The sequence below is a fragment of the Micromonospora sp. NPDC050417 genome, assembly GCF_044458865.1.
Classification (GTDB): Bacteria; Actinomycetota; Actinomycetes; order Mycobacteriales; family Micromonosporaceae; genus Micromonospora_G.
Genome location: NZ_JBITIH010000002.1, coordinates 519,180 through 531,165 on the forward strand (window position 1 = coordinate 519,180; position 11,986 = coordinate 531,165).

Here is an 11,986-nt window from a genome sequence, read left to right on the forward strand (position 1 = left end):
CGCGCCACCTGTGGCCGTTCCGACCACCCCGAGGTGGGCCGGTGGCCGCTACGCCAGGGCGCCGGGACGGGCACGCAGAGCGTCTGGCAGGGATGGTCGCAGGGGTCGCCCGGCTGACGAACGCCGAGGTCGGACCGGGGATGGCCGGGCCGGGCCGGCGGGTCGATGAAGATCGTCCGCAGAGCCGGGAAGAGACCCGGGGGCGGCGGCGTTGTCCACAACCAGTGGAAGAGTTATCCACAAGTTGTGGATGAACTCGGGGACTGCCTGTGGACGTCGGACCGCCGGACTGGATTTCGCTCTACGCGTAGAGCCGGGGGCCGGGGAACATGCTCTGAGCGCGGGCAGTTGGGAAAAAACGTCGCGGACGTGGCGCATTCCAGCAACACACGACCTCAGAAGAGTCGGTTCGCGGCGATAGAGTGATGGCACGGGTGTCACCTGGACGCCCGGGCGCTGGCCCCGCCAAGATCAATGGCGCACGGCACGTGAGGAGCACGAGGGCATGTTCGAGCGGTTCACCGACCGAGCGCGGCGGGTTGTCGTCCTGGCTCAAGAAGAAGCCCGGATGCTCAACCACAACTACATCGGTACGGAACACATCCTGCTGGGCCTCATCCACGAGGGTGAAGGCGTCGCCGCCAAGGCACTGGAAAGCCTCGGCATCTCCCTGGAGGGCGTCCGCCAGCAGGTCGAGGAAATCATCGGCCAGGGTCAGCAGGCGCCGAGTGGGCACATCCCGTTCACGCCGCGGGCCAAGAAGGTGCTTGAGCTGTCGCTGCGCGAAGCGCTGCAGCTCGGCCACAACTACATCGGTACGGAGCACATCCTGCTCGGGCTGATCCGTGAGGGTGAGGGCGTCGCCGCCCAGGTGCTGGTCAAGCTCGGCGCCGACCTGAACCGGGTCCGCCAGCAGGTGATCCAGCTCCTCTCCGGTTACCAGGGCAAGGAGCCGGCCGCCGCCGGAGCCGCGCCGGGTGAGGCCGCGCCGTCGACCAGCCTGGTGCTGGACCAGTTCGGCCGGAACCTGACCCAGGCCGCCCGGGAGGGCAAGCTCGACCCGGTCATCGGGCGCGAGAAGGAGATCGAGCGGGTGATGCAGGTGCTCTCCCGCCGTACCAAGAACAACCCTGTCCTGATCGGCGAGCCCGGGGTCGGTAAGACCGCGGTCGTCGAGGGGCTGTCCCAGCGCATCATCAAGGGCGAGGTCCCGGAGACGCTCAAGGACAAGCAGCTCTACACGCTTGACCTGGGTGCCCTGGTGGCCGGCTCGCGCTACCGCGGTGACTTCGAGGAGCGCCTGAAGAAGGTACTCAAGGAGATCCGCACCCGCGGGGACATCATCCTGTTCATTGACGAGATCCACACTCTGGTCGGCGCTGGTGCCGCCGAGGGCGCGATCGACGCGGCGAGCATCCTGAAGCCGATGCTGGCCCGTGGCGAACTGCAGACCATCGGTGCGACCACGCTCGACGAATACCGCAAGCACCTGGAGAAGGACGCCGCGCTTGAGCGCCGGTTCCAGCCGATCCAGGTCGGTGAGCCCTCGCTCGCCCACACCATCGAGATCCTGAAGGGTCTGCGTGACCGGTACGAGGCCCACCACCGGGTGAGCATCACCGACGCCGCACTGGTTGCGGCGGCCACGCTGGCCGACCGGTACATCTCGGACCGCTTCCTGCCGGACAAGGCGATCGACCTGATCGACGAGGCCGGTGCCCGGATGCGCATCCGCCGGATGACCGCGCCGCCAGACCTGCGGGACTTCGACGAGCGCATCGCCCAGGTGCGTCGGGACAAGGAATCCGCCATCGACGCGCAGGACTTCGAGCGCGCGGCGCAACTCCGGGACAAGGAGAAGCAGCTGCTCGGCCAGAAGGCCCAGCGGGAGAAGGAGTGGAAGGCCGGCGACCTCGACGTCGTGTCCGAGGTCGACGACGAGCAGATCGCCGAGGTGTTGGCGAACTGGACCGGTATCCCGGTCTACAAGCTCACCGAGGAGGAGACCTCCCGGCTGCTCCGCATGGAGGACGAGCTGCACAAGCGGGTCGTCGGCCAGGAGGACGCGGTCAAGGCGGTTTCCAAGGCGATCCGGCGTACCCGTGCGGGTCTGAAGGACCCCAAGCGGCCCTCCGGCTCGTTCATCTTCGCCGGCCCGTCGGGTGTGGGTAAGACCGAGCTGTCCAAGGCGCTCGCCGAGTTCCTCTTCGGCAGCGAGGACGCCCTCATCCAGCTGGACATGTCCGAGTTCCACGACCGCTACACGGTGTCCCGGCTCGTCGGTGCGCCCCCCGGATACGTCGGCTACGACGAGGGTGGCCAGCTGACCGAGAAGGTACGTCGGCGGCCGTTCTCGGTGGTCCTCTTCGACGAGATCGAGAAGGCTCACCCGGACGTCTTCAACACCCTCCTGCAGATCCTGGAGGACGGTCGGCTGACCGACGGTCAGGGCCGGATCGTGGACTTCAAGAACACGGTCATCATCCTGACCACCAACCTGGGCACACGGGACGTCGCCAAGGCGGTGTCGCTGGGCTTCCAGGCTTCCGAGGATTCCGACTCGAACTACGAGCGGATGAAGCAGAAGGTCAACGACGAGCTGAAGCAGCACTTCCGGCCGGAGTTCCTCAACCGGATCGACGACACGATCGTGTTCCACCAGCTCAACCAGAACGAGATCCTGCACATCGTCGACATCATGATCCAGCGGATCGAAACTCAGCTCCGCAACAAGGACATGGGGCTGGAGCTCACCGACAACGCCAAGAAGTACCTGGCGAAGAAGGGCTTCGACCCGGTGCTGGGCGCCCGGCCGCTGCGTCGGACGATCCAGCGCGACATCGAGGACAACCTGTCCGAGCGGATCCTCTTCAACGAACTGACCCCCGGTCAGATCGTGGTGGTGGACTGCGAAGGCGACCCGGAGAACATCGACAAGTCCAAGCTGGTGTTCCGTGGCGCTGACAAGCCGGTGCCGGTGCCCGACGCGGTGCCTGCCGACCTCGGCAACACGGCAGCCGCTGGCGCGGACGAGTAAGCACCAAGCACCACCACGCACCACCAAGCGGCTCCGGTCGGGATCTCCCGACCGGAGCCGCTTCGCGCATCCCCAACCCTCGCCCTCCCACGCGCCCGCCCCCACCCACACCCGCCCCTGGTCTAGGGCAAATCCGCATGGTCGTAGATCAACTAGCGCTGATTGGCCCCAGATCGGCGAGGCGGGGCGGGGCGAGGCGGGGTGAGGCGGGGTGAGGCGAGGCGGGGCGGGCTGTGGGCCAGAGAGGGGGAGGGCGGAGGGGGTGGTGGGGCAAGGGTGGGGAGGGAGCGGGGGTCGGGAGTGGGCTAGAGGGGTGGGGCGTTGGGTGGGGTGTGGGCAAGGGCGCCGGGGAGGGTGTAGAGGGTGTCGCCATGGCTGGTGACCAGGCCGTCTTCAACCAGGGTCGCCAGGGCGCGGGCACGTTGTACGTCGTCGGACCAGACCAGGTCGAGCCGATCCCGGGAAACCGGGTCGGTGGACTCCCGCAGCACCGCCAGCAGCAGACCGCGTACCTGACGGTCGGTGCCGGCGTACCGCTGAGGACGGCGGGACGGCCCGGTTGGCGCCGGTTCCCCGGAGGCGAGCCAGGCGCAGCGGGCGGCGAGCGGACAGTCGACGCAGCGGGGCGTACGGGCAGTGCAGACCAACGCCCCGAGCTCCATGAACGCGGCGCTCGCCCGAGCCGCCGCGGCCGGTTGCGCCGGCAGCAGTTCCTCGGTCGCGACCAGGTCCGCCGGGCGAGTGGTCGGGCCGGCGTCGGCCGCACCTGCCACCGCACGCGCCACCAACCGCCGTACGTTCGTGTCCACCACCGGATGGCGTTGTCCGTACGCGAACGCCAGCACCGCCCGTGCCGTGTAGTCACCGACGCCGGGCAGGGCGAGCAGTGCGTGCAGATCGGCCGGGACGGTTCCCGCGTGCCGCTCCACCAGCGCCACCGCACAGTCCCGCAGCCGTAACGCGCGACGGGGGTAGCCGAGCCGCCCCCACATCCGGATCGCCTCGGCCGGCGGGTCCGCGGCGAGTTCGGCCGGCCCGGGCCACCGGGACAGCCACGCGTGCCAGGCCGGCAGGACCCGTACCACCGGGGTCTGCTGGAGCATGACCTCGCTGACCAGCACCGCCCAGGCACTAACTCCGGGCTCACGCCACGGCAGGTCGCGCGCGTTCTCGTCGTACCACCGGGTGGCCACGGCGGCGAGTGTTGGTTCGGACATCGGACCCGATCCTGTCACGGCCGCCGGGGCCGTCCCAGCGGGCCGTCCCAGCGGGCCGTCCCAGCGGGCCGTAGCGGGTTCGCCGGCCGTCGTCCCGGAAGGTGGACCGGCGGGCCGGTGCGGGGCGGCAGCGGGGCGCTGGTCGGGCAGAATGCCCCGGATGAGTCAGCTTGCCATCACCGTCATCGGTCCCGACCGGCCCGGCATCGTGGCCGAAGTGGCGGAGGTGCTCGCCCGGCTCGGTGCCAACCTGACCGACTCCACCATGACCCGGTTGCGCGGCCACTTCGCGATGACCCTGATCTGTGTCGGCCCGGCCGCCGACGAGGTCGAGGCCGCACTCCACCCGCTCAGCGCCGATGGCCAGCTTCTCACCACGGTACGGGCGGTGCGGGCCGACGGGGAGCAGCCGCCGGCCGGGGAGCCGTACGTGCTGGCGGTGCACGGGGCGGACCGCCTCGGCATCGTCGCCACGATCACCCGTGTGCTGGCGGAGTACGGCGGCAACGTCACCGACCTGACCACCCGGCTCAGCGGGGCGCTCTACCTGATTGTGGCGGAGGTGGACCTGCCACCGGAGAGCGCCGGCCCGCTCGCCGCCCGGTTGACCGAGGTGGCCGCCGGGTTGGGCGTCGAGGTGACCCTGCGGCGAGCCGATTCGGACCTGTTGTGACCCGCGAGCGCACCGACCGGGGCGATCGGCGGGAGAGCGGCCCGGAGACTCGGCTGCCGGCGGTGGAGCCGGTGCTGGCCGGACCAGACGCTCAGGCGACGGCACAAGGGGTCGCGGCGGAGGCCGAGGACGGCGGGCTGGGGGACTGGACCGTGGCGGTGCTCGGTGACGCGGGCCGGGTACGCCCGGTCGTCGCCGCACCCGCCCCGGTGCTGAGTCGGGCCGGTGCCGAGGTTGACCCGACCGACCCGGACGTCGTACGTCTCGCCGCCGACCTCGTGGTCACGATGCGGTCCTCGCCTGGTTGTGTGGGGCTCGCGGCGCCGCAGGTCGGGGTCGGTGCGCGGGTCTTCGCGGTCGATGTGACCGGTCATCCGAAGGCGGTGACCGTGCACGGGACCTTCGTGCTCTGCAACGCCGTGGTGGTCGAGGCGAGTCGTTGGCGACCCGGTCGCGAGGGCTGCATGTCGGTTCCGGACCTGACCGGTGACGTCAAGCGGGCCAGCCGCCTCGTGGTGACCGGCCAACTACCCGGTACGGGCCACCCGGTCCGGCTGGTTGCCGACGGTTTCGAGGCGCGGGCTCTGCAGCACGAGATCGACCACTGCGCCGGCCTGCTCTTTCTCGACCGGGTGGCCGGTGCCCACGCGATCTACCAACGCAAGGTCTACCTGTGATCCACAACGGATTGTCTTGCCGGGCAGGGGATCGGGCGTGCCCGCGCCGATTCCGGGCCGCTGGATTCCGGCGCGTCGCGGGAGTACGTCGAGTGCGTCCCGATACGGTGTGGGCATCATGCGTTTGACGGTTGGCCCCCTGTCACCCGCCGTCTATTGGCGGCGTCGAGCCGTCGTGCTCGGCGCGGCTCTGCTCTTCCTGATCGTTGTGCTCTGGTCGTGCACCGGGCCGGGTAATACCGATCCGAACGCGGGGAAGGGCACACCGAACACCACGCCCACGGGTACGCCCTCGCCCACCGCGACGGTGCTCACTCCACAGACCGGCACACCACCCCCTTCCGAGGGAGCCGAGGATCCCGGCCCCGGTGGCACCGATCCGTCGGCGGCTGGCGACCCGGGGCTCCCCGCCGGTGACCCTGGCCCGCCGCCTGCCGGTACGGTGCCGGAGGTGCCGCCGCCTGCGGCCGGCTCGTGCACGGACGAGGAGATCTCGGTGGTACCGGCGGCGTTGTCAAAGTCGATCCGGCAGGGCGACACGGTCGGGCTGCAACTGAAGGTCAAGAACATCTCGGACCGTACCTGTAGCCGTGACCTCGGTGCCGACCTTCAGGAACTCTTCATCAAGCGCGGTGCGGAGAAGGTCTGGTCCTCCGACACCTGCGGCATCAAGGGCACCAGCGTGGTGTCGCTGGTGCCGAACGTGGAGCACACCTTCCAGGCCGACTGGAACGGTAACCGGGACACCAAGTGCAGCGGGACGGCGGCGTCGGGGCCCGACGCGGAACCCGGCGAGTACCAGATCTTCGCCCGGCTCGGCACCAAGCACAGCGACCCGGTGACGTTCACCATCACCAACTGAGCCGCTGTCTCCGTTGGCGGAGACAGCGGCCGGGTCGGGTGGGGTGGGTCCGGTGTCAGACGTAGCGTTCGAGGATGGACGCCTCGGCGAGCCGGGAGAGTCCCTCCCGTACGCCACGGGCCCGTGCGTCACCGACACCGTCGACCGCCTGGAGGTCCTCGACGGTGGCGCCGAGTAGTTGTTGCAGGCTGCCGAAGTGACCGACCAGACGGTCCACCACGGCACCGGGCAGCCGGGGCACCTTGGCCAGCAGTCGGAAGCCACGCGGGCTGACCGCCGCGTCCAGCGCGTCGGAGGCGCCCGGGTAGCCGATCGCCTTCGCCACTGCCACCAGGTCGATCAGCTCGGTCGCGGTGAGCAGGTCGAGTTCGACCAGCGCCTCGTCCAGGGTCCGTGCCTTGCGCCCGCTGGGCAGGTAGTCGCGGATCACGAGGGTCCGGTCGGCGTCGACCCCGGCCATCAGCTCGTCGAGTTGCAGGGCGAGCAGCCGACCGTCGGTGCCGAGTTCCACCACGTATCCGGCGATCTCGTCGGCGATCCGGCGCACCATCTCCAACCGCTGCACCACGGCGACGGCGTCCCGTACGGTGACCAGATCTTCGATCTCCAACGCGGAGAGGGTGCCGGAGACCTCGTCCAGTCGCAGCTTGTAACGCTCCAGGGTGGCGAGTGCCTGGTTGGCGCGGGAGAGGATCGCCGCCGAGTCGTCGAGCACGTGCCGCTGACCGTTGACGTAGAGGCTGATGATCCGCATCGACTGGCTGACCGAGATCACCGGGTAGCCGGTCTGCCGGGCGACCCGCTCCGCGGTCCGGTGCCGGGTGCCGGACTCCTCGGTCGGGATCGACGGATCCGGCATCAGGTGTACGGCGGCCCGGACGATCCGGGTGCCGTCGCTGGAGAGCACCACCGCACCGTCCATCTTGCACAGTTCGCGGACCCGGGTGGCGGAGAACTCGACGTCGAGCGGGAAGCCCCCGGTGCAGAGCGTCTCGACGACCTTGTCGTAGCCGAGCACGATCAACGCACCGGTACGGCCGCGCAGAATGCGTTCCAGTCCGTCACGCAGGGCGGTGCCGGGTGCCATCAGCGCCAGATTGGCGCGCAGCGGGTCGCCGGTGGATCCGGGAACGTTCACGGTCACCCCCGCGCTGACGGTACGTGCCAGCGAGCCCACGGCACTGCCGCGGACAGGGGCACTCGCGCCAGCGCTTTTGCTCGCGTCGCGGTCGGTCGGCACCCGGACAGTCTACGGATCGGCATGCACTCGGTGCTGCCGCGGTTACTGTGATGTGCCACGTCGTCCGTTCCCTCCGCCGCGATCGGGGTCGACGCCACTGGGGCGCTGACCATCCAGGTGTCTGTCACATTCATTCCGTACGAGCGCTCTCTGGGACTTTCCGGTCACTCGGACGAGACCCGAGCGGCCTGTTGCAGGGCCGATCGTACGTCGGTGACCTCCAATACCCGCATGTTGTCCTGGCTGACACCGGTCGATTCCGGGCCGCAACCCTGCGGGACGAGGGCGAATCGGAACCCCAGCCGGGCCGCCTCGGCCAGCCGCCGGGGCACCGCCCCCACCCGGCGCACCTCACCGGTGAGGCCGACCTCGCCGATCGCCACCAGCGTGGGCGCGATGGCGAGGTTGAGCCCGCCGGAGGCAACCGCGAGCGCGACCGCCAGGTCAGCCGCCGGCTCCACCACCCGGATTCCGCCGACGGTGGCCGCGAAGACCTCGCGGTCGTGCAGGGTGAGCCGCTCGGTGCGACGTTGCAGGACGGCGAGGACCATGGCCAGCCGGGCCGAGTCCAGCCCGGAGACGGTCCGCCGGGGCGAACCGGCAACCGTCGCGCCGATCAGCGCCTGGACCTCGGTGAGCAGGGCCCGCCGTCCCTCCATCGCGACCGTCACGCAGGTGCCCGGGACGGGCTCGGTGTAGCGGGTGAGGAAGAGCCCGGACGGGTCAGCCAGGCTGCTGATCCCGCCCTCGTGCATCTCGAAGCAGCCGACCTCGTCGGCGGCGCCGAACCGGTTCTTCACCCCGCGCACCATCCGCAGCGAGGAGTGCTTGTCGCCCTCGAAGTGGAGCACCACGTCGACCAGGTGCTCCAGCACCCGTGGGCCGGCGACCTGGCCGTCCTTGGTGACGTGCCCCACCAGCACGGTGGCGATCCCACGTTCCTTGGCGACCGACACCAGGGCGGCGGTCACCGCCCGGACCTGGGTCACACCGCCCGGGACGCCGTCGCTGGCCTGGGTCGCGATGGTCTGCACCGAGTCGAGCACCAGCAGGCCGGGTTTGACCGCGTCCAGGTGGCCGAGCACCGCCCCCAGATCGTTCTCCGCAGCCAGGTAGAGCTGCTCGTGCAGGGTGCCCATCCGCTCGGCCCGCAACCGCACCTGGCTGACCGACTCCTCGCCACTGACCACCAGCGACGGGCTGCCGGCGACCGCCGCCCACTGTTGCGCCACGTCGAGCAGGAGGGTCGACTTGCCCACACCGGGCTCACCGGCGAGCAGCACCACGGCACCGGGCACCAGCCCGCCGCCGAGCACCCGGTCCAACTCGCCGATGCCGGTCGGTCGGGCCTTCGCCGGGGCCGCGCTGATGGTCGCGATCGGCCGGGCCGGCTCGCCCGGCACCCGCGAACTGACCACCCGGCCGGCGACCGTCGGGCCGCTGACCGTGGTCTCGATGACCGCGCCCCACTCGCCGCACTCGGGACACCGCCCCACCCACTTGGGTGGTTGGTGTCCGCAGGCGTCGCACTGGTAGGTGGGGCGTGGTTCGCGGGTGCTGGCTCGGGAGCGGGTCGGGGTCGCGCGCGGAACGGGGGGCGGGGTCACCCCGCGACGTTAGCCAATCCGTACGACGAATCGGGCCGGTCGTGGTCACTGCCACGCCGGCCCAATTCGGTGATCTGATCGTGGTCGGCGTCGCGCCGGCCGTACGGTCAGCCGCCGTGCCCCTCGCCCTCGCCCTCAGGCACCACCGGGGTGGCGACCGGCGCGGGCGTCAGCGGGATCGCGACCGGGGCGGCGGTTTCGATCCGCTGGCCGCCGAAATCGAAGATCAGCTGCACCGACTGACCCGGCTTGAGGTCGCTGCTGAGCCCGGCGAGCTGCAGGAAGCTGCCGTTGGTCGGGTTGAGCACCACGTACTCGTGCGCCGGGATCTGGATGCTCGCCGGCTTGTCGACCGGGGCCGCGCTGGTCGCGCTCGCGCTCGGCGAGGCCGCGCCGGACGGGGTGCCGCTGGCGCTACCGGACGGGTCCACGCTCGGCGAGCCGGATGCCGACGGGGAGGCGCTCGACGGGCTGGGCTGCGGGCTCGGCGCCAGCTTGCCGCCGAGTACGACAGCCCTCGCACTGGTGGTGGTCACGGTGACCGTCACCGGCTTCATCGAGTCGTTGTAGATCGAAACCTCGAGCGGCGCGTCGGAACCGGCTGGGTAGCCCTTGGTGTCCTTGTAGACGACCGCGAGGTTGCGGATCTTGAAGTTGTTGTCGCCGGTCTGGGTGTTGATCCCGGAGACGGTGGGCCGCATGGCGGCGGTTTCCGCGATCTGGCCCGTTCCGCACCCGGAGAGCAGCAGGGCGCTAGCGGTCGCCGCACCGCCCAGCAGCAGTGCGACCCGCCGGGGTCGCCTGATCGAGCGCGTCACGTCGGTCCTCCTCGTTGCGATCCTCGCCCAGCTGTCACCGGGCGTGGTGGCCATACCCGCGCAGACCGGCCTCCAGGGTAGTGGGGTGTGGTCGGCTGCCGTACGCCGACCCGGTTAACCGGTGCATACGGAGACGGCCAGCGAATACGCGGTCACACCACCCGTCCGCTGACGACCAGGAGCACCACGTCGATCACGGCCACCACCATCACCGCCCGGAACACGCCGACCGCGCGGTCCCCCCGGTGGTTCGCCGCGCGGCTCGCGTACCAGCCGGTCGGCAGGACCACGACGGCGGCTGCGATGGCCGCGAGACCGGCCCACGACGGTGGCCCGGAGGGGCCGAAGACGAGCATCGCGGTCGCCGCGAGCAGCAGTCCGGCGGCGGCGACCCGGGAACCGGCCGGACCGAGCCGGTGCGGTAGTCCCCGGACCCCGGTACGGGCGTCGTCGTCGAGGTCGGGTAGCACGTTGGCGAAGTGGGCGCCCGCCCCGAGTAGCGCGCCTGCCGCGATCAGCCAGCCCGGCGGCGCTGGCGCGCCCGGCAGGGCGAGCACCACGAACGCCGGCAGCGCGCCGAAGGAGACCGCGTACGGCAGTACGGAGACCGGGGTGAACTTCAGCGGCCAGTTGTAGAGCAGGGCGCTCAGCAGGGCCACGCTGATCGCCACCGTCGCCGCCGAGCCGAGCGGTACGGCCAGCGCCGGGGTGGCGAGTGCGGCGACGACCCCGCACAGCAGCACCAGGCGGCGACTCAACGCGCCGCTTGCCAGCGGTTTGTCGGTCCGCCCGACGGCGGCGTCCCGATCGGCGTCGAGTCGGTCGTTGAACCAGCCGACGGCGAGCTGGCTCGCCAGCACGGTCCCGGCGACCGTCGCGATGCCGGTGGGCGAGTGTCCGACCCCCCAGGCGAGCAGTGCCGCGACGCCCGTCACCGCGAAAGCTGGTTCTGGGTGACTCGCCCGGACCAGCCCTAACACCATTCGCGACATAGAGGAAGTCTGTTGGTTACCGGCGAGTCGTGCCAGGCTCAAGCCCATGGCGGGTGAGGATCCCGAGGTGGGCGACGTCCAGACGCACGCCGGTGCCCCGGTCCGGCCGCGTAACGATCCGCGGCAGTACGACGACCTGGCCGACGAGTGGTGGCGGCCGGACGGCGTCTTCGCGATGCTGCACTGGTTGGCCGCCGCGCGGGCGGGGCTGGTGCCGGCGGCGACCCGGCCGGGAGCGGTGCTGGTGGACGTGGGTTGCGGTGCCGGTCTGCTCGCCCCGCACGTGGCGAACCGGGGTTACCGGCACGTCGGGGTGGACCTGACCCGGTCGGCGCTCGCCCAGGCGGCCGGGCACGGTGTCGCGGCGGTCAACGGTGACGCTGCCGCGTTGCCGCTGGTGGACCGGTGTGCCGATGTGGTGGCCGCCGGTGAGTTGTTGGAACACGTACCGGACTGGCGGGCGGCGGTGGCCGAGGCGTGCCGGGTGCTGAAGCCCGGGGGGACCCTGGTCCTGGACACGCTCAACGACACGGTGCTGAGCCGGTTGGTCGCGGTGCGCCTGGCGGAGCGGGTGCGCGGGGTGCCACGCGGCATCCACGACCCGAGGTTGTTCGTCGACGCGCGGGCGTTGGTGGCGGAGTGTGCTCGACACGGGGTGGCGTTGCGGGTCCGGGGGATCCGTCCGGCGGTGCCGGGGCTGTTGCGCTGGCTGGTTCACCAGGCCGCCCTCAACGGCAGCGGCCGGATCGGTGGTGCGGGCGACGGTGGGGCGGGTCGGAGGCGGAGCGCGCCCCGGATCGTGCCGACCTGGTCGACGGCGGTGCTCTACCAGGGCCGTGGGGTGAAGCGCGGGTAGGCAGGCG

At 70.9% G+C, this 11,986-nt stretch carries 10 protein-coding genes; 5 read left to right on the forward strand and 5 right to left on the reverse strand.

Translation table 11 applies throughout. From position 1 onward, the window contains the following. Window positions 1–505 precede the first annotated feature (505 nt). On the forward strand, window positions 506–3,037 hold the full coding sequence (locus tag ACIBF5_RS04965; protein WP_121157508.1) for an ATP-dependent Clp protease ATP-binding subunit: 2,532 nt from the start codon (window positions 506–508) through the stop codon (window positions 3,035–3,037). A 305-nt stretch (window positions 3,038–3,342) separates the two neighbouring features. Here the strand turns inward: ACIBF5_RS04965 and ACIBF5_RS04970 are convergent, their stop codons facing one another. After that, window positions 3,343–4,254, reverse strand: coding sequence for an A/G-specific adenine glycosylase (locus ACIBF5_RS04970; protein WP_396808176.1), 912 nt, complete (start codon window positions 4,252–4,254; stop codon window positions 3,343–3,345). 160 nt (window positions 4,255–4,414) lie between these two features. Here ACIBF5_RS04970 and ACIBF5_RS04975 point away from each other — a divergent pair, with 160 nt between their 5' ends. From ACIBF5_RS04975 to ACIBF5_RS04985, 3 genes are all read left to right on the forward strand, one after another. Then, window positions 4,415–4,927: a glycine cleavage system protein R gene (locus ACIBF5_RS04975; RefSeq protein WP_396808178.1), complete on the forward strand. Its 513-nt coding sequence runs from the start codon at window positions 4,415–4,417 to the stop codon at window positions 4,925–4,927. Window positions 4,928–5,001: 74 nt separating this feature from the next. Next, a complete protein-coding gene (locus ACIBF5_RS04980) occupies window positions 5,002–5,604 on the forward strand; it encodes a peptide deformylase (protein WP_396808304.1) in 603 nt (200 codons plus the stop codon). A 118-nt stretch (window positions 5,605–5,722) separates the two neighbouring features. Further along, window positions 5,723–6,466 (forward strand): hypothetical protein, encoded by a 744-nt coding sequence (locus ACIBF5_RS04985; RefSeq protein ID WP_396808180.1) that lies wholly within the window; start codon window positions 5,723–5,725, stop codon window positions 6,464–6,466. Between the two features lie 55 nt (window positions 6,467–6,521). On the opposite strand, the gene disA is transcribed toward ACIBF5_RS04985, so the two are convergent. The 4 genes from disA to ACIBF5_RS05005 form a co-directional block, all read right to left on the reverse strand. After that, window positions 6,522–7,706 carry a DNA integrity scanning diadenylate cyclase DisA gene (disA, locus tag ACIBF5_RS04990; protein ID WP_396808182.1) on the reverse strand — a complete coding sequence of 395 codons (1,185 nt, stop codon included), beginning with the start codon at window positions 7,704–7,706 and terminating at the stop codon, window positions 6,522–6,524. Window positions 7,707–7,870: 164 nt separating this feature from the next. Next, entirely contained in the window at window positions 7,871–9,313 is a 1,443-nt protein-coding gene (gene radA, locus ACIBF5_RS04995; protein WP_396808184.1) for a DNA repair protein RadA, read from the reverse strand. A gap of 107 nt (window positions 9,314–9,420) precedes the next feature. Then, window positions 9,421–10,131 (reverse strand): hypothetical protein, encoded by a 711-nt coding sequence (locus ACIBF5_RS05000; protein ID WP_396808186.1) that lies wholly within the window; start codon window positions 10,129–10,131, stop codon window positions 9,421–9,423. Window positions 10,132–10,283: 152 nt separating this feature from the next. Continuing rightward, entirely contained in the window at window positions 10,284–11,171 is an 888-nt protein-coding gene (locus ACIBF5_RS05005) for a UbiA family prenyltransferase (RefSeq protein WP_396808188.1), read from the reverse strand. Here ACIBF5_RS05005 and ACIBF5_RS05010 point away from each other — a divergent pair. After that, window positions 11,170–11,979 (forward strand): methyltransferase domain-containing protein, encoded by an 810-nt coding sequence (locus ACIBF5_RS05010; protein ID WP_396808190.1) that lies wholly within the window; start codon window positions 11,170–11,172, stop codon window positions 11,977–11,979. The genes ACIBF5_RS05005 and ACIBF5_RS05010 overlap by 2 nt on opposite strands. The last annotated feature ends 7 nt before the right edge of the window (window positions 11,980–11,986 follow it).